Annotated in this window: 25 protein-coding genes; 13 read left to right on the top strand and 12 right to left on the bottom strand. The window is 58.0% G+C overall.

The window, feature by feature from the left end; all coding sequences use genetic code 11:
* The first annotated feature begins 101 nt into the window (after positions 1-101).
* Genes ACTRXA_RS10990 through ftsZ form a run of 4 tightly spaced genes read left to right on the top strand, consistent with a single transcriptional unit; the run spans position 102 to position 4,414 of the window.
* On the top strand, positions 102-1,025 hold the full coding sequence (locus ACTRXA_RS10990; RefSeq protein WP_442427235.1) for a D-alanine--D-alanine ligase: 924 nt from the start codon (positions 102-104) through the stop codon (positions 1,023-1,025).
* Between the two features lie 6 nt (positions 1,026-1,031).
* On the top strand, positions 1,032-1,940 hold the full coding sequence (locus ACTRXA_RS10995) for a cell division protein FtsQ/DivIB (RefSeq protein WP_442427236.1): 909 nt from the start codon (positions 1,032-1,034) through the stop codon (positions 1,938-1,940).
* Between the two features lie 18 nt (positions 1,941-1,958).
* A complete protein-coding gene (gene ftsA / locus ACTRXA_RS11000) occupies positions 1,959-3,191 on the top strand; it encodes a cell division protein FtsA (protein ID WP_442427237.1) in 1,233 nt (410 codons plus the stop codon).
* A gap of 23 nt (positions 3,192-3,214) precedes the next feature.
* Entirely contained in the window at positions 3,215-4,414 is a 1,200-nt protein-coding gene (gene ftsZ / locus ACTRXA_RS11005) for a cell division protein FtsZ (RefSeq protein WP_442427262.1), read from the top strand.
* Positions 4,415-4,491: 77 nt separating this feature from the next.
* On the opposite strand, the gene ACTRXA_RS11010 is transcribed toward ftsZ, so the two are convergent.
* Entirely contained in the window at positions 4,492-5,319 is an 828-nt protein-coding gene (locus ACTRXA_RS11010) for a DUF547 domain-containing protein (RefSeq protein ID WP_442427238.1), read from the bottom strand.
* 79 nt (positions 5,320-5,398) lie between these two features.
* Here ACTRXA_RS11010 and ACTRXA_RS11015 point away from each other — a divergent pair, with 79 nt between their 5' ends.
* Both ACTRXA_RS11015 and ACTRXA_RS11020 read left to right on the top strand, forming a co-directional pair.
* A complete protein-coding gene (locus ACTRXA_RS11015; protein WP_442427239.1) occupies positions 5,399-6,265 on the top strand; it encodes an HAD family hydrolase in 867 nt (288 codons plus the stop codon).
* Between the two features lie 69 nt (positions 6,266-6,334).
* The gene (locus ACTRXA_RS11020; protein ID WP_442427240.1) at positions 6,335-6,988 is read left to right on the top strand and encodes a peptidylprolyl isomerase; all 654 of its coding nucleotides are present in this window, start codon (positions 6,335-6,337) and stop codon (positions 6,986-6,988) included.
* Positions 6,989-7,150: 162 nt separating this feature from the next.
* On the opposite strand, the gene ACTRXA_RS11025 is transcribed toward ACTRXA_RS11020, so the two are convergent.
* Genes ACTRXA_RS11025 through queF form a run of 4 tightly spaced genes read right to left on the bottom strand, consistent with a single transcriptional unit; the run spans position 7,151 to position 8,714 of the window.
* A complete protein-coding gene (locus tag ACTRXA_RS11025) occupies positions 7,151-7,483 on the bottom strand; it encodes an HNH endonuclease (RefSeq protein WP_442427241.1) in 333 nt (110 codons plus the stop codon).
* Positions 7,480-7,926 (bottom strand): DUF1566 domain-containing protein, encoded by a 447-nt coding sequence (locus tag ACTRXA_RS11030; RefSeq protein WP_442427242.1) that lies wholly within the window; start codon positions 7,924-7,926, stop codon positions 7,480-7,482. The genes ACTRXA_RS11025 and ACTRXA_RS11030 overlap by 4 nt, the downstream gene beginning before the upstream one ends.
* On the bottom strand, positions 7,923-8,270 hold the full coding sequence (locus ACTRXA_RS11035) for a YkgJ family cysteine cluster protein (RefSeq protein WP_442427243.1): 348 nt from the start codon (positions 8,268-8,270) through the stop codon (positions 7,923-7,925). Before ACTRXA_RS11035 ends, ACTRXA_RS11030 begins: the two co-directional genes overlap by 4 nt.
* A 42-nt stretch (positions 8,271-8,312) precedes the next feature.
* The gene (gene queF, locus ACTRXA_RS11040) at positions 8,313-8,714 is read right to left on the bottom strand and encodes a preQ(1) synthase (RefSeq protein WP_442427244.1); all 402 of its coding nucleotides are present in this window, start codon (positions 8,712-8,714) and stop codon (positions 8,313-8,315) included.
* A 261-nt stretch (positions 8,715-8,975) separates the two neighbouring features.
* Between queF and ACTRXA_RS11045 the strand changes: the two genes are divergently transcribed.
* The 3 genes from ACTRXA_RS11045 to ACTRXA_RS11055 all read left to right on the top strand — a co-directional run bounded on the left by ACTRXA_RS11045 (position 8,976) and on the right by ACTRXA_RS11055 (position 12,473).
* The gene (locus tag ACTRXA_RS11045) at positions 8,976-9,269 is read left to right on the top strand and encodes a co-chaperone GroES (protein ID WP_005005736.1); all 294 of its coding nucleotides are present in this window, start codon (positions 8,976-8,978) and stop codon (positions 9,267-9,269) included.
* A 36-nt stretch (positions 9,270-9,305) separates the two neighbouring features.
* Entirely contained in the window at positions 9,306-10,961 is a 1,656-nt protein-coding gene (groL, locus tag ACTRXA_RS11050) for a chaperonin GroEL (protein ID WP_442427245.1), read from the top strand.
* Between the two features lie 288 nt (positions 10,962-11,249).
* The gene (locus tag ACTRXA_RS11055) at positions 11,250-12,473 is read left to right on the top strand and encodes a hypothetical protein (RefSeq protein WP_442427246.1); all 1,224 of its coding nucleotides are present in this window, start codon (positions 11,250-11,252) and stop codon (positions 12,471-12,473) included.
* Between the two features lie 23 nt (positions 12,474-12,496).
* Here ACTRXA_RS11055 and ACTRXA_RS11060 read toward each other — a convergent pair whose 3' ends face one another.
* The 6 genes from ACTRXA_RS11060 to ACTRXA_RS11085 all read right to left on the bottom strand — a co-directional run bounded on the left by ACTRXA_RS11060 (position 12,497) and on the right by ACTRXA_RS11085 (position 16,958).
* Positions 12,497-12,925 carry an ExbD/TolR family protein gene (locus ACTRXA_RS11060; RefSeq protein WP_442427247.1) on the bottom strand — a complete coding sequence of 143 codons (429 nt, stop codon included), beginning with the start codon at positions 12,923-12,925 and terminating at the stop codon, positions 12,497-12,499.
* 10 nt (positions 12,926-12,935) lie between these two features.
* Positions 12,936-13,322 carry an ExbD/TolR family protein gene (locus tag ACTRXA_RS11065; protein WP_442427248.1) on the bottom strand — a complete coding sequence of 129 codons (387 nt, stop codon included), beginning with the start codon at positions 13,320-13,322 and terminating at the stop codon, positions 12,936-12,938.
* Positions 13,319-13,987: a MotA/TolQ/ExbB proton channel family protein gene (locus ACTRXA_RS11070; RefSeq protein WP_442427249.1), complete on the bottom strand. Its 669-nt coding sequence runs from the start codon at positions 13,985-13,987 to the stop codon at positions 13,319-13,321. Before ACTRXA_RS11070 ends, ACTRXA_RS11065 begins: the two co-directional genes overlap by 4 nt.
* Before the next feature lie 43 nt (positions 13,988-14,030).
* The gene (locus tag ACTRXA_RS11075; protein ID WP_442427250.1) at positions 14,031-15,068 is read right to left on the bottom strand and encodes a TonB family protein; all 1,038 of its coding nucleotides are present in this window, start codon (positions 15,066-15,068) and stop codon (positions 14,031-14,033) included.
* Between the two features lie 15 nt (positions 15,069-15,083).
* Entirely contained in the window at positions 15,084-16,325 is a 1,242-nt protein-coding gene (locus ACTRXA_RS11080; protein ID WP_442427251.1) for a sialidase family protein, read from the bottom strand.
* A gap of 288 nt (positions 16,326-16,613) precedes the next feature.
* Complete coding sequence (locus tag ACTRXA_RS11085; RefSeq protein WP_442427252.1) at positions 16,614-16,958, bottom strand: hypothetical protein; 345 nt, start codon at positions 16,956-16,958, stop codon at positions 16,614-16,616.
* A gap of 196 nt (positions 16,959-17,154) precedes the next feature.
* Here ACTRXA_RS11085 and glgC point away from each other — a divergent pair, with 196 nt between their 5' ends.
* A complete protein-coding gene (glgC, locus tag ACTRXA_RS11090) occupies positions 17,155-18,390 on the top strand; it encodes a glucose-1-phosphate adenylyltransferase (protein WP_442427253.1) in 1,236 nt (411 codons plus the stop codon).
* A 24-nt stretch (positions 18,391-18,414) separates the two neighbouring features.
* Positions 18,415-19,596 carry an exo-beta-N-acetylmuramidase NamZ family protein gene (locus ACTRXA_RS11095; RefSeq protein WP_442427254.1) on the top strand — a complete coding sequence of 394 codons (1,182 nt, stop codon included), beginning with the start codon at positions 18,415-18,417 and terminating at the stop codon, positions 19,594-19,596.
* A gap of 29 nt (positions 19,597-19,625) precedes the next feature.
* Here the strand turns inward: ACTRXA_RS11095 and ACTRXA_RS11100 are convergent, their stop codons facing one another.
* The gene (locus ACTRXA_RS11100; protein WP_442427255.1) at positions 19,626-21,020 is read right to left on the bottom strand and encodes a sigma-54 interaction domain-containing protein; all 1,395 of its coding nucleotides are present in this window, start codon (positions 21,018-21,020) and stop codon (positions 19,626-19,628) included.
* 368 nt (positions 21,021-21,388) lie between these two features.
* Between ACTRXA_RS11100 and ACTRXA_RS11105 the strand changes: the two genes are divergently transcribed.
* The gene (locus ACTRXA_RS11105; RefSeq protein ID WP_442427256.1) at positions 21,389-21,787 is read left to right on the top strand and encodes a hypothetical protein; all 399 of its coding nucleotides are present in this window, start codon (positions 21,389-21,391) and stop codon (positions 21,785-21,787) included.
* Between the two features lie 90 nt (positions 21,788-21,877).
* The gene (locus tag ACTRXA_RS11110) at positions 21,878-22,294 is read left to right on the top strand and encodes a hypothetical protein (protein ID WP_442427257.1); all 417 of its coding nucleotides are present in this window, start codon (positions 21,878-21,880) and stop codon (positions 22,292-22,294) included.
* The last annotated feature ends 274 nt before the right edge of the window (positions 22,295-22,568 follow it).

A 22,568-nucleotide genomic window follows, 5' to 3' on the forward strand; every position in this document is an offset into this window, starting at 1 on the left:
ACAAACGAATATGGTCCGCAAAACAAAGGTACCCCTCCTTCCTTTGCCCCGAACTTTGGCCGGTTCGGGGGCGGGCCAGTTATTTTGAAAGCCGGTAACGCTTGCAGTCTTTGAAAGAAAAAACCATCGGCGTCCTGCTGGGCGGCCTGTCGAAAGAACGGGAAGTGTCCCTGACCACGGGCCGTGAAGTGATGCAGGCGATCCGGCGACTGGGCCTGAAAGCGGTGGAGATCGATGTCACCCACGACGTGTGGACGCAGATCAAGGACGCGGGCATCGACCTCGCGTTCGTCGCCCTGCACGGCACCTACGGCGAGGACGGCACCATCCAGGGCCTGCTGGAATACGCCCGGATTCCGTACACCGGCTCCGGCGTTCTGGGCAGTTCGGTGGCCTACAACAAGGTCACCTCGAAGGAGGTTTTCATGCAGAACGGCATCCCAACCGCCGCCTACCAGGTGGTGCGCAAAGCAGAGCGCGACGCGTTTCAGCGTCATCTCGACCTGCCGGTGGTGGTGAAGCCGTCAGACCAGGGATCGAGCCTCGGCGTCACCATCGTGCACGAGGCAACGGAAATGGAAGCCGCGCTGGAGCTGGCGTTCCGCTACACGGAGGAGGTCGTGGTCGAGCAGTACATCGACGGCAAACTGCTGGCGATCGGCATGCACGGCGAACAGCCGATGCCGATCGTGCACATCCGGCCGAAGTCGGGCTTCTACGACTACGAGTCGAAGTACACAAAGGGAAAGACGGAATACATCTGTCCGGCGGACCTGAGCGGCATCGAGCGCGAAACCTGCCAGCAGGTGGCCATCGCCGTATTCCGCGCACTCAAGGGGCGCGGCTTCCCGCGGGTCGACGTGATCCTCGACGACGCCGGTGTGCCTTACGTTCTGGAGATGAACACGATTCCAGGAATGACGCCGACCAGCCTTCTGCCGATGGCGGCGAAGGAAGCCGGGATGAGTTTCGACGAACTCGTGCTGGAAATTCTCAAACGCGCCACGCGCGATTACAGGGACTGACGCATCATGGTCGATTACAGCACCACCTCACCGCAAAACCGCTCTTCCGGATGGAAGCGCGCCCACACACAGAGGTCGAAGCGGCAGAAGAAAAAAGCTGTGCGTTACCGCACCGGTCCCAAACGCGAGGTGAATGTACAGAAGGTACTGCGACTCGGCCTCGACTGGGGAGCCAAGGGGTTGCTCGCAGTTATGTTGATGTACGGCCTGTTCCACGCGTACCAGTTTTTCACAACGGCGCCGCAGTTCCGCATCAGCCGCATCACTTTTCACGGCAACAAGACGGTGGATGCGGAACACCTGTATATGGCGGCACAACCGGTGTTCGGTGAAAACATTTTTCACGCCGACATCGAGGGGGTGTTGCAACCGATTCGCCTCAACCACTGGGTGCAGGACGTCTCGGCGATCCGCAAACTGCCGCAGAGCCTGCATATTCATGTTCAGGAACGCACCCCCTACGCGCGTTTGGAATTGGAACAAACCTATTTGATGGACCCGTACGGTGTGCTGATCGCGCCCGACTCCGGGGGTTACAGTGACCTGCCGATCATCCAGGCGGGGACGCTCGGTGAAGTGGAACTGGGCAAACCGGTGCACATCGACTGGGTGGTGCCCGGCCTCAAAGCCATGAACGCACTCAATCAACTGGGGGCGTTTCGCGAACAACCGTTTCATGCTGTGCGTTTCACCCAGCCGCATCATCTCATGTTCACCTCGAAATCCGGACAGGTGACTTTGCGCATGGCGGTGGACCGGCTGGCGGAAGGGTTCGACAATTTTAAAGTGGTTCTGGAAGCATTGCAGTCCGACATCGGCAAGGCCCGGTTCATCGACCTGTCGTTTGCGGGCCGCGTGGTGGTCCGCGACGAGCCGTGGGAGGGCGGCACGGACGTACCGATCAAGAAGTCCTAACAGGAGGGAAACCCGCACATGTCCAAAAAGAAAAACTACGTTGTGGGCCTCGACATCGGCACCACCAAGATCTGCTGCATCATCGCCGAGGTCAGCCCGCAGGGTGAAATCGAAATCATCGGGCTCGGCCAGTCGCCATCGCGCGGTCTGCGCAAGGGCGTGGTGGTGAACATAGACGGCACCGTGGAATCCATTCGAAGCGCCGTGGAGGAAGCGGAGTTGATGGCCGGTACGGAAATCGAGTCCGTGTTTGTCGGCATCGCCGGTGGCCACATCAAGAGCATGAACAGCCACGGCATCATCGCCGTCAAGAACAAGGAGATCAACCAGCAGGATGTGGACCGTGTGATCGACGCGGCGAAGGCCATCGCCATCCCGCTTGACCGCGAGGTGATCCACGTTCTGCCGCAGGAGTTCATCGTCGACAACCAGGACGGCATCAAGACGCCGCTTGGCATGGCGGGCGTGAGGCTGGAAGCGAAGGTGCATATTGTCACTGCCGCCGTAACGTCCGCACAGAACATCGTCAAGTGTGTGAACAAGGCCGGACTCGGCGTGCAGGACATCGTGCTCCAGCAACTCGCCTCCAGCGAGTCGGTGCTCTCCAGCGATGAGAAAGAGCTGGGCGTGGCTCTCATCGACATCGGTGGCGGCACGTCCGATCTCGCCATCTTCTATGAGGGCGCGATCAAGCACACTTCGGTGCTGGCCATCGCCGGGGCGCAGGTGACCAACGACATCGCCATCGGCCTCCGAACGCCGAACGCGGAAGCGGAAAAGATCAAACACGCCTACGGGTGCGCCTACTCGGCGCTCCTCGCCGAGGATGAAGGCATCGAAGTGTCCAGCGTTGGAGGCCGCCCGGCGATGAAGGTCTCGGCGCAGATTCTGAGCGAGATCATCGAGGCCCGCGTGCGTGAGATGTTTGAAATGCTCAATCACGAGATCCAGACATCGGGATTCGAGGAACACATCTCGTCCGGCATTGTCATCACCGGCGGTTCGGCCTCCATGCCGGGCATGGCGGAGCTGGCGGAGGAGGTGTTCCAGGCGCCGGTGCGCATCGGCACGCCCATGGGTCTCGGCGGATTGATCGACGTTGTCAACAATCCGGTGTACGCCACGTGCACGGGATTGATCATTTACGGAGACCGTTGCTACAAGGCGGGAAAGTACACGGAACTCCAGGGAAGGAATCTGTTCGATAAAATTTTCAGCCGCATGAAAGGCTGGATGGAAGAGTTCTTTTAATGAACAAGGAGGAACAAATGGGCTTGATTGAATTTGAGCAGGACAACGAGTACTCCGCCTGCATCAAGGTGGTTGGGGTCGGCGGAGGCGGATCAAACGCCGTCAACGCCATGGTGCGCTCGCACATCCAGGGTGTGGAATTCATCATCGTCAACACGGACGTGCAGGCACTGGAATCGTCCCCATGCATGAACAAGGTGCAGGTGGGCGCGGAGGTGACCAAGGGCCTGGGCGCGGGTTCCAACCCGGAGATGGGCCGCCTCGCAGTGGAAGAAAATAAAAACCAGATCCGCGCCATGCTGGAAGGGGCGGACATGGTGTTCATCACTGCCGGCATGGGCGGCGGCACCGGTACCGGCGGTGCGCCGACCGTGGCCAACATCGCCCGCGAACTGGGCGCACTGACCGTCGGCATCGTCACCAAACCGTTCGTGTTTGAAGGCAGGAAACGCGAGCGGCAGGCCGAGGAAGGATTGCAGGCGTTGAAAGATTCGGTGGATACGCTGATCGTTATTCCCAATCAGCGCCTGTTGAGTTTCATCTCGAAAGACACTCCGCTCACCAACGCGTTCAGCCACGTCGATGACGTTCTGCGCCAGGCGGTGAGCAGCATTTCGGATTTGATCGTCATCCCGGGGCTGATCAACCTCGACTTCAACGACGTGAAGACCATCATGTCCGGCATGGGCAAGGCGCTCATGGGCGGCGGCACGGCGACCGGCGAGAATCGCGCGGTGGAAGCGGCGGAAAAAGCCATCTCCAGCCCGCTCCTCGACGAAGCCACGGTGGACGGAGCAAAAGGCGTGCTCATCAACATCACCGGCGGCGACGACCTGACGCTCCACGAAGTCACGGAAGCCGCATCGCTCATCCAGAAGAACGCGCACGAGGACGCGCATATCATCTTCGGTGCGGTGATCGACAAGCACCTGCAGGGCGAGATGCGCGTGACGGTGATCGCCACGGGGTTCGAAAAATCCGAAATGCAGGAAGAAGAAGAGCCGGTGGAGGAGGAATGGTCGGTGGCCGCGCCTCACGAGAGCGCCATCGCGTACAAAAAGGTGGTGGGCGGCGATCCGCAACCCAGCGCGCCGAAACCGCCCATGTTCCGCAAAAGCGGGCTGAGGCAACTGGCCGCCTCCATCCGCAAGGAGTCGCCGGATTCGGTGGCCAACGAGTCGAATTACGACATCCCGACGTTCCTCCGCAAACACGCGGATTGAGCAGGCAGGAAGCAAAGCCCAGGCGGGGAGGAAGCCCCAGGTCAGGAGTGAAGGTTTCCTTCCCGCCCCTCCTTCCTTTATAGCGCGTTCAAATCCCAGTTGTAGTCCATGTATTCGATGCCGTAACTGGAGTCTTTTAATGCGGCGCGGTTGCGTTCCGGTGCGTACGGTGCAAGATACTCCCGCACCCCACCCTTTGGCTCAAAGTCTTCCTTGAACCAGTTGAAAATCGACGACAGATAAACTGTCTTGCGCTGTTTGTCCACACGCAGGCCCTTGCCCGGATTTATGAGAAAGTGCTCCGCCTGTTCTGTCAATTGTTGCTCCAGGCGATCCGGCCAGTAGGCCTCCCTGCGGATGTCGGGACAACTGACCGACGCGCAGACGATGGCCATGTGGATGCGCGGCTCCCCCATTTTGCGCAGAATGCCGTGTTCGATTTCATCGAGGGTGATCGGCTTTCCATTAATGGCGCCGACCTCCTTTTCCCACACCGAACCAAACAGCCCGCCCGCGTCCTTGATGCTGTCCACGGGATAATGGTCGAGCACCATCTTCACCGCAAACACGTTGTAGGCGTTGATCCAGAACGCCAGTTTTTCTTCGCGCGTTTTGAACTCGTCCGGGGAAGCCGCCTCGAACTGCTCCACCACCTTGCCAAAGACAGGGTCGCTTTTTAGAACTTTATAAGGCAGCGCATTCAGGCGCACCCCGTCCAGCGTCGTCGGCCTGACGTGCTTTTTAAGAAGCGCGTCCCATTCCGAATAGTCGAACGCCCACGCGGCAGGGCTCCCAATGAAGATCACACACAGGCAAGCAAATATCTTGATCCCGTGCTGCAAGGTTGGTAATTTGATTGCAACCTTGGAAGATTCTTTCCTGGCAGGCGCCGGTTGCGGATACATGCTGCTTCTCCTTTGAGGGGGGTTCGCTTCAAAATCAGGTCCCCGGCTTTACGGATTCCTTACACCTTATTCTAAAACGATGTTTAAAGATCCCAAAAACTGTTTGTACGTATCCGATCTGGACGGCACCCTTCTGGATCCACACAGTGAGTTTTCCGCCGAGTCCACGGACCGGCTCAACCGTCTGATTGACGACGGTCTCATGTTCACCATCGCCACCGCGCGCAGTTACGAATCGACCCACCCCATACTGAGCGAGGTGAACCTTGAAATTCCGGTCATTCTGTTCAACGGCGTGTACCTCACGGATTTTCATTCCGGGCGCAACCTGGAGTTGTGCGACTTCATTCCACACAATGTGGTTCATTCCATGATCCAAATGGTCGATCACCTGAGCGACGACCCCTTTGTGTACGCGTACGGCAGCCAGAACCGTCTCTACTACCGCAACGTCACCAACCATGGCTCCCAGGAATACCTGAAAAGCCTGGAAGGCGACGGGCGCCTGCACCGGGTGGAACATTATGAATTCCTGGAAAACGAAGCCATCGCCGGATTCCTGCTGATTGACACGCCCGAAGCCCTGCAACCCGTGCACGACACGTTGCTTCGGCAGTTTCCGCGTGAACTCAACCTGTACTTCGCCGAGGACATCGCGCACCCCGGTTATTACTGGTTGCAGGCGTTTCACAAAAAGGCAAACAAGGGAAGCATGCTTGACCAGCTGGCGGAACAACTGGGGATCCCCATGAACCGCGTGGTGGTGTTTGGTGATTACCTGAACGATCTGGAAATGTTCAAAATCGCCGGGAAATCCATCGCCGTCGCCAACGCCCTTCCGGAGGTCAAACAGGCCGCTCATGAAGTGATTGGGAGCAATGCCGAGGGTGCGGTCCTGAATTACCTGGAGACGGTTTGGTACGGGTCTCCAAAAAAGGTATCTTAACCGGACCGGGTTACGATAAGATGAAACATCGACTTTTGGAAAAACGGAAAACTGGATTGAGGTGTTGAAATGTCGGATACCGAACAACCCCAAGAACCGGACAAGACCATATACCAGCGGGACCTGACCGCGAAGGAACCCAAGGTTCCGGAAAAGGCCGAAGGCGAAAAACCCAAAAAGCCTCCGGTGAAACCGCCGCGCAAGGTCTTCAAACCAAAGAAGGCAAAAATCCAGACCAGCAAACCGCTGGAACACCGTACGCGGCACATCCTGGTTTCGACCCGGGAAGCGGCGGACCTGATTCGGCAGACGATCATCGGTTACCAGAAAGAACTCGAGAACGAACCGAGCAATGATCCGGACAAGGAATTCATCGACCGGGACAAGGTGGAAAAGTTTTTTGCCAAATTCTCAAAAAAATACAGCACCTGCCGCACCCGCCGCATAGGGGGTGACCTGGACTGGGTTTATCCCAACATGGACGTGTCGGAGGACATCATGACTCCGGATTTCAGGGACGCCATCCTGAAATGCGAGAAGTTCGTGATTCCGGAGCCCATCCGGTCGAAGCTGGGTTACCACATCGTGCTGGTGTGCGAGTCGCGCATCTGCAAGCGGGAAGCGGAAAAGAAGGAAAGCGTGGACCCGCGGTACGAGGCCCTCATGGCGAAGGACAACCCGACCATCCAGGCCCCGCCCAAAAGCATGGACATCCCCACCTGAAGCTTTTGCATGCGAAAACGGGAGAACCCGGACCGTTGCAGTCCGGGAGGCTCAGGTTTTGAACAAAAACAGCACGATGCCAAGGACGATGACCACCAGGGTGCCCCAGCCCATGATCTTCAGCATTTTATCTTCTCCCATGCCGACTGCATTCCTTTCTCGTCAGAATTGAACGTCCCCACCCAGCTTGTTTTTTAAAATCATCTCCGCCGGGGTGTAATACTTCTTTTCGTTGTTGCATGACTTGCACGCCACCACCACGTTGCCCTTGGTGCTCTTGCCGCCACGCGCCAGCGGAACCAGATGATCCATCGTCAAGTCCTTCCGGCCGAAGGTTTCGCCACAGAAATGGCACAATCCGCGGTCGATCTGCACCCGCCACCAGGTGGACTGACGCAGGTCCTTCGCCTTCTGCTTTTCGCGCGCGATCTGCTGGGGGGTGGGTTTTCCGCCGGGCTCCGCCCGCCCGTTTCGCGGTGTGCGCGTTCTTTTCATTCCGGATTTGTTAGAAGGAGAAAAGGGTTCATATTACCCCGTACTGCGCGTACGGTGCCGGAAAAACTGGCCTTCGGGTACCAGTGCCGGTTGCCCGCATCGAACTCGAACCCCAGCGCCCCCGACAGGCGCGAACGCCACGTCCAGAAACAACTGCCGTAGCCGAACTCGAACACCGGGTCGATGTGCAGGGTGTACGTCCGTCCCCGCGACTCGAACGTGTGGGCGATTTCGTACAGGCTCTGCATCTCAAGCCGGTCCGGCAGACGCCAGTCGGCATGCCCGCCCAGTTGCACGCGGTTGAGATGTTCGATGTACTCGTTCGCTTCATACCACGAGCAGTAGTTGCCCGTCTCGGCATAGTGGTAACTCTGTTGCCACACGAGGCCGGTGGCGGTGTCGGTCACCGTGCCGTCTTCGTTTTCGACGAACCGTTCCGTCATGAACCCACCCGGTCCAGCAACGTCGCCCGGCGGAACGTGTAGCCGCATTGTTCAATGTCGTCCGGCTCCGTCGGGTACTTCATGCACAGGAGCGGCTTGTCCGGCGTACCGTGCACCCGGCACCGCTTGTCATCGGCCAGTTGGTCGCAGGCAATGGGGATGGCGTAAAACAGGAAGTTGTTGTCCACGTCCTCGCCCACCAGTTGAATGCCCCGGTATTTCAGGTAGCGTTCCAGTTCCTCAACCGTGCCGTGCTGGCGCAGGGTGACGTCCCGCACCACCGTCACGTTCACCGTCTGGCAGCACTCGCCGCATGAATGGCACTCACCTTCCCTGATCCACATAGAACCTCATCCAGTTAAATATAGATTTCTCCCTCCGCCCCATCATGACGACGGGCGTTTGTTCTTCGATTTCCGTTTCGTTCCGCTTTTGCCGTAGTGCTCCGCCGACACCGTGGTGTAGATGCCGCCGCGCACGTTGAACTCGCCCACCACCTGCATGTAACGGGGGCGGCAGGCCTTCACCAGGTCGTCGAGGATTTCGTTGATCACCTTTTCGTGGAACGCTCCCTCGTCGCGGTACGACCACAGGTAGAGCTTGAGCGACTTGAGCTCGACGCACAGCTTGTCCGGGATGTAGGTGATGTCGATGGTGGCGAAATCCGGCTGACCCGTTTTCGGGCACAGGCAGGTGAACTCCGGGCACTCCATGTTGATCTCGTAATCCCGGTCCGGATTGGGATTGGTGAACACTTCCAGCTCTTTAGACGATTGTTTTTTTGACATTTATAGGACTCGCAACATTTTTTTGATTTTTTTGACCGGACACCTTGCCTTTGCAGAAAGGCGTATTATATAAGACCAACGTTTCTGGCACTCTACCTCAAAGAGTGCTAACCCTTGCTTATTTGACCCAGACCCGAACCCGTAACCGGTTATTATATAAAAAGTTATGGATCAACGCGGCGTTGCAGGAGGACGCCCACCATCACCAATCCAGTTTACTGGATTCCAAGTTTATCATTTTTTGGGAAGGAGCACAGTTCTATGAACATTCGTCCATTGCAAGACCGTATTCTGGTGCAACCCATTCGGGAGAAAGAAGTCCGAAAAGGGGGGATCATCATTCCCGATTCCGCCAAGGATGCGCCCACGGAAGGCCGAGTGAAAGCCGTCGGCCCGGGCCGGATCGGTGAAGACGGAAAACGCGTGAAACCGGATGTCAAAGTCGGCGACAAGGTGCTGTACAGCAAGTACGGCGGCACCGAAGTGAAAATCGACGCCGAAGATTTCCTGCTGATGCGGGAAGACGACATCCTGGGCGTGATCGACAGCAAATAAACCCACGAACCCCCTATTTGAGGAGAACGATATACTATGGCAAAACAAATCGTATATGACGAGGAAGCACGACACAAGATTCTGTCCGGCGTCAACCAGCTCGCCGACACCGTGAAGCTGACCCTCGGCCCCAAGGGCCGCAACGTGGTCATCGACAAGAAATTCGGCTCACCCCTGATCACCAAGGACGGCGTGACCGTCGCCAAGGAAATCGAACTGAAAAACCCGTTCGAGAACATGGGCGCGCAGATGGTCAACGAAGTCGCCAGCAAGACCAGCGACAACGCCGGTGACGGCACCACCACGGCGACCGTTCTGGCGCAGGCCATTTTCCGCGAAGGCATGAAGAACGTCACCGCCGGCGCCAACCCGATGGAAATCAAGAAGGGCATCGAGGACGCGGTAGCCGCCGTGATCCCGGCCATCCAGAAGCTCTCCAAACCGACCAAGGACAAGAAGGAAATCGCTCAGGTCGGCACCATCTCCGCCAACCACGACACGGCCATCGGCGAAATCATCTCCGAAGCCATGGACAAGGTGGGCAAGGACGGCGTCATCACCGTCGAAGAGGCGAAGAGCATGGAGACGGCTCTCGAAATCGTGGAAGGCATGCAGTTCGACCGCGGTTACCTGTCGCCCTACTTCGTCACCGACGCAGAGCGCATGGAAGCGGTTCTGGAAGACTGTTACCTGCTCCTGCACGAGAAGAAAATCTCCAGCATGAAAGACCTGCTGCCGGTTCTGGAAAAAGTGGCCAAGGGCGGCAAGCCCCTGCTCATCGTGGCGGAGGAAGTGGAAGGCGAAGCGCTGGCGACCCTCGTGGTCAACAAACTGCGCGGCACCCTGAACGTCTGCGCTGTCAAGGCTCCGGGCTTCGGCGATCGCAGGAAGGACATGCTGAACGACCTCGCCATCCTGACCGGCGGCCAGGTGATCACCGAGGACATCGGTGTGAAACTGGAGAACATCACCCTGGACGACCTGGGCCGCGCCAAGCGCGTCACCATCGACAAGGACAACACGGTGATCGTCGACGGCAAAGGCAAGCCTTCCGAAATCCAGTCCCGGGTCAAACAGATCCGCACCCAGATCGATGAGACCACCTCCGACTACGACCGCGAGAAGCTGCAGGAACGTCTTGCGAAGCTGGTCGGCGGCGTCGCCATCATCAAAGTCGGTGCGGCCACCGAGACCGAGATGAAAGAGAAGAAAGCCCGCGTCGAGGACGCCCTGCATGCGACTCGCGCCGCGGTCGAGGAAGGCATCGTGCCCGGCGGCGGCGTGGCGTACCTGCGCTGCCTCAGCGCGCTGGACAAGCTGGATGGCACCCACGACTACAAACTGGGTGTGAAGATCATCCGCCGTGCTCTGGAAGAGCCGGTCCGGCAGATCGCAGCCAACGCCGGTGAAGAAGGAACCGTGATCGTCGAGAAGGTGAAGAGCCTGAAAGGAAGCATGGGCTTCGACGCACGCACCGGCGAGTACGTCGACATGCTGAAGGAAGGCATCATCGACCCGGCAAAAGTCACCCGCACCGCATTGCAGAACGCGGCCAGCATCTCTGCTCTGTTGCTGACCACGGAAGCAATGATCACCGACCTGCCTGAAGAGAAGGACGACCATGGTCATTCCCATGGCGCTCCGGGCATGGGTGGCATGGGCGGTATGGGAGGCATGGGCGGCATGATGTAAAGCCCCCTCCTTTTTGAATAGAATCCCCGGTCCCGTTTGGGGCCGGGGATTTTTTTCGCCCGTTAGGGAAGGCGATATTCGAGGAAATCCACCGGGGATTTACCAATTCCGGTTGACATCGGGGCACGAATCAAATATAATTCTATAAATCAATTACTTACAAGTTACCGGTGAGCGACGGACACCACTCACCGCGCTGGAGAGGACAGGGGTTGCCCGGCCGATCGACGGGACCTCCTGCGGCATCTTTCCCTCGTTCCAGCCTGCTTTTATGGTAAGGTACGGCTCTTGTTTGTTACGGACCCCGCCACTCCCTGTGGCGTACACGAGCCCCTGACCGTCTTGATCCCGAATCCCGTATTACACCGAATCCAGTTAAAAACCATCCTCTGGTGGCTGGCCCTTTGGGTCGCCGCATGCGGGTTGCTGGCGATACCGCGTCCGGCGTGGGCCGAATCCCCTCTCCATTTCGTGGTGGAGAACCAGACCTTCGTGTACAACCAGGAACACACGAACATCGACGCCATCAACGACGGTTTCACCCTGATCGGCAACCAGACCAAAACCTATTTCCGGTACGCCATCGCACCCGCGGTGGCGGTGGACGTCGGCGCGTTTTTGGATTTTCCCTTCGGTGAAGACGACCGCGTATCGGGCGTCGATCCCATCATCTCCCTGCACTGGGGGTTCGCACCGGGCTGGCAGTTCACCGCCGGAACCATCGACCGGAACCATCCCCTGCACGACGCGTTCTTCAACGACAACCTGCGCTACATCGAACCCATCGAGCAGGGATTCCAGATCCGCGGGGACACGCAACATATCCTGCAGGACACGTGGCTGAGCTGGGAGGAGCGGGAGACGCAGACGAAACGTGAAAAGTTTGCGGCAGGCAACTACACGCAATTGAAGGCGGGTGGCTTCATGGTGGACGCACAGGTTTACTGGGTGCACATGGGGGGACAGAAGAACAGCGGGCCCGGCGTGTGGAACAACCTCAGTTACGGCTTCGGCACCGGTTACACTTACCACCACAGCAAAATTCTTCACCCCGGCAGTTTTCTGGACAATATCGGCTTCACCATCCACTACCTCGTCAACCAGGACGATCCCCCGGCGCTGCCACAGGTGGATGAGGAAGGCGTGGCGCTCCGCGTGTTCGCCACGGTGTGGGACACGTACGTGTACGGCCTGTTCTGGGAAGGCGGCAGCGCGCATTTCAACTCGCCCCGGGGCGATTCCACTCAGCCGGGCGTGCCTTTGGCCAAGGGCGACCCGTTTTACAAGGCGGAGGATTTTCAGGAGGTCGGCGTCATCAAGACCTGGACGCTCGGCAACAACATCTACCTCACCGGCGACGTACGGGGGCAGTATATCCTCGACCGCTTCGTGCACATCGCGCACCTGAACGTCACCTGGCGCGACTCGTTTGCGCTGTTCGAGGAATTCTTCAGCAAAAAGCGGCCCGACCCCACCCGGCCGCCGCAGGTCTACTGGCCGCAACCACGCTGATTCTTTAAGAAGAGAAAAAACCGCTAGAGCGGCGTGTGGACCTTCGCGCTCCCCTGCGGCTGGTCTGTGGCGAACACAAACTCGCGGATGCCCGCCTTATTGGCCAGGCGGATCACCTCACCGCAGACCTTGAAGGACGCCTTCCGGTCGGCCTGAATTTCCAGCACCGGCTCTTTTTTATCCGCCGCCAGTTGCGCAAACACGGCAGGAAGCCCGGCCAGTTCGGTGGCCTTGCCATTCACCTCGATGCCGCCTTGCGGGTACACCTTGACCTGCACCGTGTCCTGATTGATTTTTTCCGCCGACTGCGACTCCGGCAGGTCCACTTCCTGTCCGTGCTTCATGGCGGTGGAAGTAAGCATGAAAAAAATCAACAGAAGGAACACGACGTTGATCATCGGCGCCATGTCCAGTCCGAAGGACGTGTCTTTGGATTTGCGGATGCGGATCATGGAATCGGCCTCACATCACGATCGAGTAATCGTTCACCCCGGCCTGCCGGGTGATGTCCAGCACACTGACGAACACCTCGTAGCGAGCGTCCTCACTCGATTCGATAACCACCTGTTTGTCCCGGCGCGTAGCCAGGGCTCGCGTGAGTTTATCCAGCAGGGCATCCGTGGAAAGAGTTTCCCCGTTCAACTTGATGGATCCATCCTGCTTGATGGCGATGATGATGGGTTTTTCGGGGTTCTCGGCGGCCGCCTGCGATTCCTTCGGCAACAGCATGTCCAGCCCCTGCCCCTGCACGGCGAAGGTGAGCATGAAAAAAATCAAAAACAGGAAAACCACGTCGATGAGCGGGGCGAGATCGACACGAGCCCGTTTTTTATGACGGCGAATCTTCATGACGCAATCAGGGTTTTGGAAGAGGCGGTGCCCGGCGTATTGCGGTTCTGTTCCACGGAATGGACGAAGTAATGCGCGAAGCGCTCCATGGCGAAGCCCTGGCGTTCGATGCGCTTGTCAAAGAAATGCATCATGACGAGAACCGGAATGGCCACCGCGAGGCCCGCGGCGGTGGTCAACAGCGCTTCCCATATGCCCCCGGCGAGCAGGCTGGGGTTCACCTGTCCCTTGTATTCGGCCACCTGGTTGAACGCCTGCACCATGCCGATGACGGTTCCGAGCAGACCCATGAGCGGCGAGATGGCGGCGATGACTTCCAGCCCCTTGATATTGCGCTCCATGCTTTCCATCTCCTCCTGACCCACCATCGACAGTGTTTCCTCCAACTGCCACTTGGGCGCGTGGTGATTGTGCACGCCCGCTTCCAGCACCCGCGCCACCGGCCCGTTGGATCGACGGCACAACTCCAGCGCCTTTGGCGTGTTCTTTTTGCGGAGCGCTTCCTGCACCGCCTTGTACAGGGCTTCCGGGTTTTCTTTACGTTTATTGAAATACACCAGCCGTTCGATGATGATGGCGACTGCGATCACCGAGCAAAGCAGGATGGGGACCATGATGATCCCTCCCTTGGTGACCAGATCCATTGCCGATTGAAACATTGTCATGGTGTCGCTCCTGTTCTCTACAAAAATTTCTTTATTCAGGCCGTCATTCGATGAAAAACGAAACCGGCAGTTGGAAGGACAACGAAGCATCGCCCAGCCTGGCCGGGATGGCCTCGTAGGGACTGCCGTCGCGGATGGCCTTCATTGCGGCTTGATCGAGCACGTCGAATCCGGACGACTGGGCGACCGAAACCTGCACCAGGTTGCCGTCACGCGCCAGCTCGAACGCCACCACAGTGCGGCCTTCCACACCGCGCTGGCGGGCGGTGTCCGGATACACCTGATGGCCGGCGATCCGTTGCTGAACTCCCCGGGCAAACAGGCCCAGAATCCGGCGGCGTTCCTCCTCGGACAGCCCTTCATCGCCCCAGTCCTCCAGTTGCACCGGCTGGGAGAACGACGGGGCCACGGATGCGTTTGCATACTTTTCAAAATGGGACACCGGTTGTGCGCCGGTCACCGGTGCGGGGTTTTCATTGGAGGTGAAAAGCGGTTGCGGCGTCACCGGCTGAACCTGCGCCGGCTTCACGTGCGTCGTTACCGGGGTCTGCATGACGGCGGCCTGAGTGGTCTTTTGAGAATTCGTAACCGGCGTCTCCAGATGAATCGGGTGGACGACCTGTCTCGTTTTCCGTTGCCGGGAGGTGCGGTCCATGATCATCGCCTTCTGCGTTGCCACCGGTTGGCTCAAAACCTGCGGTTGCAATATCGGTTTCACCACCGGAGTTTTATGCACGACCTTTGCGGACACCGGTTGTGTCTGAGGCATCGTTGTGGGTTGGGGCGGCATTATCATGGGCTGGACCGGTTTCACCTGCGTCTTCACCGGAGTGGGTGCCTGCTTCATGAGCTGCGGTTCGAGTGCCCTGGGTTTGGGACCGGCTTTTTTCTTTGGTGGAACCGGAACGGGTTTCTTCTCCGCAATGGTCATCCGCACTTTTTTGGTTTCCGGTTCGGGAATCGTCTTGTCGCTTTGAAGCAGGGGCAGAACCGAGATCACCACCAGGTGGAACGCAAGCGAACACACCACCGCGCGGGGCCAGTTTATGCTGTCAATGAGAGGTCTCACTTCAGCGTGCATGATCGATCGTCTCCCTCAAGACAAAGGTTGAAGGCGGCCCCGGCACAGAATGACCTCGGGGCCCTGTTCGCTGAATTCGGTCCACGTCGCATACACCCGTCCGCCGTTGCCGAAAAACAGATACGGGTACGCCACCCCGTTGCCCTTGGTGGGCAGCGCCTGCGGAGCAGTGAGAGCGCCGTCAGCCGACGCCTTGACCACCCATGCTTTGGCCGGCGCCCACCCACCCTCCAGGTTCGGGTCGCGTCCCTGGAAAATGATGTAGGCCGCGTCTTCCGATTCGGCGATATAGGGGTGGGTCGGGTCGAGCACCCCGCCCTGGATTTCCTTCACCCATTTGAACGAGCGGCCGAGGTCGTCCGACACCGCGAGTCTCACGGTAGCGCGGCGGTCGATGGCGGTGTACCAGGCAACGTAGAGTTTGCCATTGATGAAGCGCAGGGTCGGTCCCGCATGCGGGCACCCGTCGATGACCCAGCCCGTTTTCGTCACACGCACCGGATCACTCCACGTTTTGCCGCCGTCTTTGGAAGAAGCGACGACCACCACCCGCTCGTGGCCTTCATCCACATGGCGCCAGGCCATGAACACCTCGCCCGACGAACCGAAGGCGATGGCCGGGCGGCAACAGGGGCAGATGTCCCCGGCGATCTTCACGTTCCTGCTGAACGTGGTGCCGCGGTCTTTGGAGGAGGCGGTGAACAGCGAAAACGTGCCCGGCTTGTTGGTGTTCTTGTCGCGCCCGTCCAGCCAGGCGACGTGCACGCTGCCGTCGGGTCCCACTTCCGTATCGAAGAACGACTGGAAGGATTCGCCCTCGTCATCGTTCACCCGCACCGGTTCGGTAAAGCTTCTGCCGAAATCCATGGACCGGGCGAAGCGCACATCCCCGTTGCCGTCCCAGGTGGTGTATATTTCGATGCCCGGTCCGGTTTCCAACTGGGGTCCGTTCTCGCCGTGGGAGCTCACTTTCTCAGTTTCAGGATGCACGGCGTGCCCGGGCGAAAACGAGTCGCCCATGTTGTGCGAATGCGAATAGAGAATGCTCGTCTTGCCCTTGTCTTTTCCGGCATAAAGGAGTTTGATGGCTTCCGATGCGCTGATGCTCAATTGCCCGCTGTTGCCCTGGCCGATGGCCTTCGGGTTCGGTTCCCATTCAATGATGCCACCGGAAGCACCCGGTTTATCACCCGCAAAGGCGGGTTGCGTCTGCCATTCCGTGCCCGCCCAAATGGGAACGACCGCAATGAGAAACATTCCAAAATAAATGAGTCTTTTATACCTGCACCACATGAAGGAACCTCCAAACACTTTGAACTCGACCGAAATATCACTCAAAGGGATTTCCACCCCGCTCTCGGGAGGAACGACCCCAAAACGGGCCGGAACCCGAAGGGACTTCGAGCAATTCAAAAATAAATAATGATGTTGTCGATGGAGTTGCTTCGCCTGTTGTAAGAAAAGCCGGGGTCCGGAATGAAAAGAAGCGCAAGGAAACGATACTCGATTCCCAGCCGGAACGACTTTTTGGAAATAGCGAAGGGTTTAGAGGAACCGGGGAGGAGGTTCCGGAATAGAAGGGAGATGAAAAGAAAAACCGGAGCGGAACAAAGGCAGCGCCACCACTCGCTCATAAGCGGGAGTATTGAAAGGCACACTGTGCAGAAAGACGCTCGATGCAGAAGGGGAGCCGGATGCCGGAGCGGAATTGTCATGACAGGGCAGTTGAATCTCCGGGTCGCCCAAACCCCGCTTCTGGTAGTGCGGGCAGGGTTTCTGGATGTCATGCCCCATCAGCGCACAGTGCAGGGCATGGGCTCCCTGTTTTTTGACAAACGGGGACTTCTCCATGACGTGGCCGTGCGGAGACGCCCAGGCGGACGTGCCCACGCAACACACCAAAAAGATTAAGCCTGCACTGATCCAGCTTTTCATTCCCATGAGGCAATTCTATACAACTGTCCAAAGGAAAATCAAGTTGAATTGCCGGGCCTGCGGATTGCTATTCATCGCAAAACCATTAAAATAAGAACCATCGGGCAACTTCCCCCTCTTTCCCCTTCTCACGAACTGGAGCGCGAACACAATGAAAATTCTGGGCATGATCATGGCTGGGGGCGAGGGAAGCCGGCTGCACCCGCTGACCGCCGAACGGGCCAAACCTGCGGTGCCTTTTGGCGGCAAGTACCGGCTGATCGACATCGTGCTCAGCAATTTCATCAACTCCCGCATCTACGCGATCTACGTCCTCACCCAGTTCAAAAGCCAGTCGCTCACCGAACACCTGCAGGAAGGGTGGCGGTTCAGCTCGATTCTCCCGGACCATTTCATCCTGCCCGTTCCAGCTCAGAAGCGCACCGGGGAAAGCTGGTACCGGGGCACGGCGGACGCCATTTACCAGAACATCAACCTGGTGCAGGACCGGGATTACGATCTCGTCGCCATTTTCGGTGCGGACCACATTTACCGCATGGATATTCAGCAGAAGGTGCAGTACCACACGGAAAAGCAGGCGGACGTCACCATCTCCGCCATTCCGGTTCCGGTGGACCAGGCGCATCAGTTCGGCGTGATCCAGGTGGACAAGGCGGGGCGGGTCATCGGTTTCCAGGAAAAACCCAAAAACCCGACACCCATTCCGGACCGCCCGAACCTGGCGTACGTTTCCATGGGCAACTACCTGTTCAATGCCAAGTTCCTGACGGAAGTGCTGTTCTCCGACGCGGACAAGACGGAGTCCTCGCACGATTTCGGCAAGGACATCCTGCCCTCGGTGTACGGCAACCACGCGGTTTACGCTTACGACTTCGCCACCAACCGCGTCCCGGACATCACGGAAGAAGAAATCGGCTACTGGCGCGACGTCGGCACCATCGGCAGTTACTGGGAAGCCAACATGGACCTGCGCAACATAAAGCCGATTTTCAATCTGTACAACCGCAAGTGGCCCATCAAGACCAATTCCTTCGGCCTGCCGCCGGCAAAGTTCGTGTTCAACGTCGAAGGGCGGCGCGGGCAGGCAGTGAACAGCCTGGTGTCGGAGGGAAGCATCATCAGCGGCGGCATCGTGCAGGACAGCGTCCTGGGCCGGAGCGTGATGGTGGAAGGCAGTGCGGCAGTCATCAACTCGATCCTCATGGACCGCGTGCACATCGGCCCCGACTGCAAGATCAACATGGCCATCATCGACAAGGACGTGTATATCCCGCCGGGCACCGTCATCGGCTACGATCCCGCCGAAGACGAAAAACGGTTCCATGTGGACAAGGAATCCAATATCATCGTAATACCCAAGGGATACAAGTTTCCCTCATCCAGATAGGGATTGAGCGAAAGCGGGCACACCATGACTCACGTCAAGACCGGGCTGGACCGTCTGCTGGCCGACCCGGCCCATATCCTGAAAGGCAGGCGCGTGGGACTGGTGGCCAACCACACCTGCGTCGCCGCCGACGGCCGCTACGGCTGGCTTCATTTCCAGGAACACGATGAAATCGAGCTGGTGAAACTGCTGGCTCCGGAACACGGCCTTTACGGCGTGGCGCAGGACATGGAATCGGTGGACTCTTCCGTCGATCCCGGCACCGGCCTCGCCATCCACAGCCTGTACGGAACCGACGAAGCCTCGCTCCGTCCTTCTCCCGAGCTGTTCGCCGACCTCGACACCGTGGTTTTCGACATCCAGGACATCGGCTCGCGTTACTACACGTTTGTTTACACCATGGCGTTCTGCATGGAAGCCTGCCGGGAGGCGGGAGTGCGCATGGTGGTGTGCGACCGGCCGAATCCCATCAACGGACACCAGGTGGAAGGCAACTGCGTCGGTGAGGGTTACCGCTCGTTCGTCGGACAGTACCCGATTCTGAACCGGCACGGCATGACGGCGGGGGAACTGGCGTGCCTGTTCAACGAACACTTCGGAATCGGATGCGACCTCGGCGTGGTTCACATGGAAGGCTGGAACCGGAACATGTGGTACGACGAAACGGGGCTTCCCTGGGTGGCGCCGTCGCCCAACATGCCGACCGTATCGACCGCAACCGTGTATCCCGGCATGTGCCTGCTGGAGGCAACGCAGTTGTCGGAAGGCCGTGGGACCACCCTGCCCTTCGAGCAATGTGGCGCACCGGGGATCGATGCCTACCGGCTGGCGGAACGCCTGAACCGCAAAAACCTGCCTGGCGTGCAGTTTCGTCCGCAGTATTTCAAACCGGGATTCCAGAAACACCGGGGCGAGTTGTGCGCGGGCGTGTTTTTACAGGTGACACACCGGGAACGGTTCAAACCCCTCATCACGGGGATCGCTGTCCTGCGCGCCATCTCGCAGGATTTTCCGGATCGGTTTTCCTGGCGCGACAAACCTTATGAATTCATAACCGACATCCCGGCCATCGACCTGCTGTACGGCAACCCCGAATTGCGGGAACACCTGCTGGGCGCAAACTTCTCGCTGCTCGATATCGAGCAGTCCTGGGAACCGGACACGCAGGCCTTCCTTCCCCTGCGACGGGAATACCTGATGTACTGACATCCGTCCGTTCCGGTTCACAATTCCCCTCAACTCAACCGCGACAGTTTGTAACGGAACGTCGAGCGCGACAGACCGAGCAGGTTCGCCGCCCGCGACTTGTTGTGCCCGCATTGCTTGAGTGCCTGCTGAATGATGCGACTTTCGAACTGGTTGACCGAATCCTCCAGCGAAAACCCCGGAGGGATTCCATTGCTCGTCCCCGGCTCGCGGGAGTGGTTCAGCTTCATGGATTCCACCACGTAACGCGGCAGGTCCTCCACCTGGATGACCTCGCCCTTGGACAGGATCATGAGCCGTTCCATCACGTTCTGCAATTCACGCACGTTTCCCGGCCAGTGGTAGTTTTTCAGCATCTGCAGGGCTTCCGGCGCGATGCCCTGAATGCGCTTGGCCATGTCGTGGTTGAATTTTTCCAGAAGGCGATCGATGAGCGGCGCCAGGTCCTCCGGCCGCTCGCGCAGGGGCGGAATCACGATCGGGTACACAAACAGCCGGTAGAACAGGTCGTCTCGGAACTGCCCTTTCTCCACAAGCGCCTCCAGGTCCTTGTTGGTGGCAGCGATGATACGGATGTCCGCGCGTTGCGGTTTCACCGAGCCCAGCGGTTCGAATTCGCGTTCCTGGATGACACGCAGAATCTTGGCCTGCGTTGCCGGGGACATCTCCGTCACCTCGTCGAGAAACAGCGTGCCGCCGCAAGCGAGCTGGATTTTGCCAGGCTTGCTTTTTTCCGCGCCGGTGAATGCGCCTTTTTCGTAACCGAACAATTCGCTTTCGATCAGCGTTTCCGGGAACGCCGAACAGTTGAGCGCGACAAACGGTTTGTCCGCACGGCGGCTGTTGTAGTGGATGGCCTTGGCCACCAGTTCCTTGCCCGTGCCGCTTTCGCCCACCAGCATCACGGTGGTGTTCTCCTGCGCCACCTCGGCGGCCAGCTTCATGACCTGCATGATCGGCGCGGAACGGCCGACGATGCTGGAGAAATCGTATTTCGATCCCAGTTCCCCGCGGATCTTGCCGATTTCCTGCTGCAGGCGTTCCTTTTCGCGCTCCATGTCTTTGAGTTCGGTGATGTCCTTGATCACGCCCATGACATAGGCGATTTCGTTGTTCTCCTCGTCGAGAATGGGAGTGTAGATGGTTTCCACCCACACCTGCCTGCCGCTTTTGTGGGGCAGAACCATGCGTTCCTTTTTCGCGCCCAGTTCCCCGTATGAAATGCGGCCGCCCGCACGCGCGGCTTCCTGCCAGCTTTTTTCGAAATCAGACAGTTTCCAGCAGGCTTTATTAACCACGTCCTCGCGGGAGACGTTGTACAGCTCCTCGCAGGCGCGGTTGAACAGGACCAGCCGGTGGTCCCGTCCCACGATGAAGATGCCGTCCCGCGCGGAATCGAGCACCTGGTGAAGATTGTATTTCATTCCAACTTGCCTTTATTTAAGGAAAAAGACCGAAATATCCTTCATTGAGGGATATAAAATCAATATAGGTACCTCGCAATCCGGCGGCCAATTTTCGTCAGTTCGGTGAAATTTGGCCAATTGAAAAATCATTAAAAACAATTACTTATATAAATATCACCCAAAATGGGCAGATTTTGGCCGGACTTCCCTCCTCCCTCTTTAACTTCCCATTTTACAAAGAGAATCGAATCAATGGGTTACGACCATGCCGCGGTTTGGCATTCAATTTGTATTGATTATAGAACATAGAGGGTTTCCCGTTTCCGGGAATGTGCCTGCCTTAAAAACAACATCACATACATATTAGATAGGATGGAGGTCTTTACATGAAAAGCAAGAAAGCGGTTTTGGCATTTGCGTTAATCAGCTCAATGGCGGTTTTCGGTGCCAACTCCGCTGGTGCGGAGGAGATGACGGTGGAGCCCTGGTTTGTTGAAGGTTACAACCAGGCGGAAACGATTTTGGAGCCGGGCACCACGGCCTACTGCAACAAGGATTTTACCGTCCACAACATGAGTGAAAGTGAAGAAGCGACCGTCCAGATCATCCGGGGCAATGGTGACAACTATGACTGGGATCAGATCGACCCCAATCAGTCCCTTGGATACAAAAAAGACGGCGTTTCCATTTTTTCCAGTGATTCTGGCGCTCGGCAGCACGTGGACGAAACCCGCATTGTCAATGGAACCATGGGCAGTGCGAATTTGAAGGTGCTTTGCAAGTAAGTCAATCTCGCTTGACTTGTTTGGCCTCACACTTTTAAAACCGGGTCCGCTTGTGCGGGCCCTTCAATGAATACAGATTGGAGGTTATTCATGAGAGGGACGAAAACGCTTTTTACCGGCATCGTAATTTGTTCCATGCTGACGTTCGGCGCCAGCACGGCACTGGGAGCAGGTGAAGAGACCGTCGAGCCCTGGTTTGTGGAAGGCATGAACAACGAGGAAATGATCCTGGAACCGGGAACCACGGCCTTTTGCAACAAGGACATCACCGTTCAGAACCTGAGCGGGGATGAAATGGCCCGGGTCCGGATCGCCCGGGGTAACGGCGACAATTACGATTGGGACCAGTTGGAACCCAATCAGACGCTGGGATACAAAAAAGACGGCGTCTCGATTTTCGCCGTGGCTCCGGGTGAACGGGGACCGAACAAAGGCCCCCTCTTCGACGAGGCGCGCATCGTGAACGCCACGATGGGCAACGCCAAGTTGAAGGTCATTTGCAAGTGAGTCAACGTCGTTTGGCTGGGCCGGCTTTCCGTGTTTTAAATCTTGAAACCGAAAGTGTCAACTTCCCCCAAATCGGGAAGCCGGCCTGAAGTTTGGGAAGGACGGGTCTGAAAAACGGCCGGGAGACATCTCCCGGCCGTTTTTTTATTTTTCCAAAGATTTTATTGAAGCGATGTGGACACGGCAGGCGGTGTGAGGATCGGCGGGCGAACCCGCATTTTCTTCGCACCCTGCAATTCCACCTCACGCAAAAGCACGCTGGGAGCGATGCTGG

The organism is Nitrospina sp. P1_D6 (genome assembly GCF_052156615.1).
Classification (GTDB): Bacteria; Nitrospinota; Nitrospinia; order Nitrospinales; family Nitrospinaceae; genus Nitrospina.

Coding starts and splice junctions, on each gene's coding strand:
- ACTRXA_RS10995 (WP_442427236.1), top strand. CDS start 1,032: ATGGTCGATTACAGCACCACCTCACCGCAAAACCGCTCTTCCGGATGG.
- ftsA (WP_442427237.1), top strand. CDS start 1,959: ATGTCCAAAAAGAAAAACTACGTTGTGGGCCTCGACATCGGCACCACC.
- ACTRXA_RS11010 (WP_442427238.1), bottom strand. CDS start 5,319: ATGTATCCGCAACCGGCGCCTGCCAGGAAAGAATCTTCCAAGGTTGCA.
- ACTRXA_RS11015 (WP_442427239.1), top strand. CDS start 5,399: ATGTTTAAAGATCCCAAAAACTGTTTGTACGTATCCGATCTGGACGGC.
- ACTRXA_RS11020 (WP_442427240.1), top strand. CDS start 6,335: ATGTCGGATACCGAACAACCCCAAGAACCGGACAAGACCATATACCAG.
- ACTRXA_RS11025 (WP_442427241.1), bottom strand. CDS start 7,483: ATGAAAAGAACGCGCACACCGCGAAACGGGCGGGCGGAGCCCGGCGGA.
- ACTRXA_RS11030 (WP_442427242.1), bottom strand. CDS start 7,926: ATGACGGAACGGTTCGTCGAAAACGAAGACGGCACGGTGACCGACACC.
- ACTRXA_RS11035 (WP_442427243.1), bottom strand. CDS start 8,270: ATGTGGATCAGGGAAGGTGAGTGCCATTCATGCGGCGAGTGCTGCCAG.
- queF (WP_442427244.1), bottom strand. CDS start 8,714: ATGTCAAAAAAACAATCGTCTAAAGAGCTGGAAGTGTTCACCAATCCC.
- ACTRXA_RS11045 (WP_005005736.1), top strand. CDS start 8,976: ATGAACATTCGTCCATTGCAAGACCGTATTCTGGTGCAACCCATTCGG.
- groL (WP_442427245.1), top strand. CDS start 9,306: ATGGCAAAACAAATCGTATATGACGAGGAAGCACGACACAAGATTCTG.
- ACTRXA_RS11060 (WP_442427247.1), bottom strand. CDS start 12,925: ATGATCCGCATCCGCAAATCCAAAGACACGTCCTTCGGACTGGACATG.
- ACTRXA_RS11065 (WP_442427248.1), bottom strand. CDS start 13,322: ATGAAGATTCGCCGTCATAAAAAACGGGCTCGTGTCGATCTCGCCCCG.
- ACTRXA_RS11070 (WP_442427249.1), bottom strand. CDS start 13,987: ATGACAATGTTTCAATCGGCAATGGATCTGGTCACCAAGGGAGGGATC.
- ACTRXA_RS11075 (WP_442427250.1), bottom strand. CDS start 15,068: ATGCACGCTGAAGTGAGACCTCTCATTGACAGCATAAACTGGCCCCGC.
- ACTRXA_RS11080 (WP_442427251.1), bottom strand. CDS start 16,325: ATGTTTCTCATTGCGGTCGTTCCCATTTGGGCGGGCACGGAATGGCAG.
- glgC (WP_442427253.1), top strand. CDS start 17,155: ATGAAAATTCTGGGCATGATCATGGCTGGGGGCGAGGGAAGCCGGCTG.
- ACTRXA_RS11095 (WP_442427254.1), top strand. CDS start 18,415: ATGACTCACGTCAAGACCGGGCTGGACCGTCTGCTGGCCGACCCGGCC.
- ACTRXA_RS11100 (WP_442427255.1), bottom strand. CDS start 21,020: ATGAAATACAATCTTCACCAGGTGCTCGATTCCGCGCGGGACGGCATC.
- ACTRXA_RS11105 (WP_442427256.1), top strand. CDS start 21,389: ATGAAAAGCAAGAAAGCGGTTTTGGCATTTGCGTTAATCAGCTCAATG.
- ACTRXA_RS11110 (WP_442427257.1), top strand. CDS start 21,878: ATGAGAGGGACGAAAACGCTTTTTACCGGCATCGTAATTTGTTCCATG.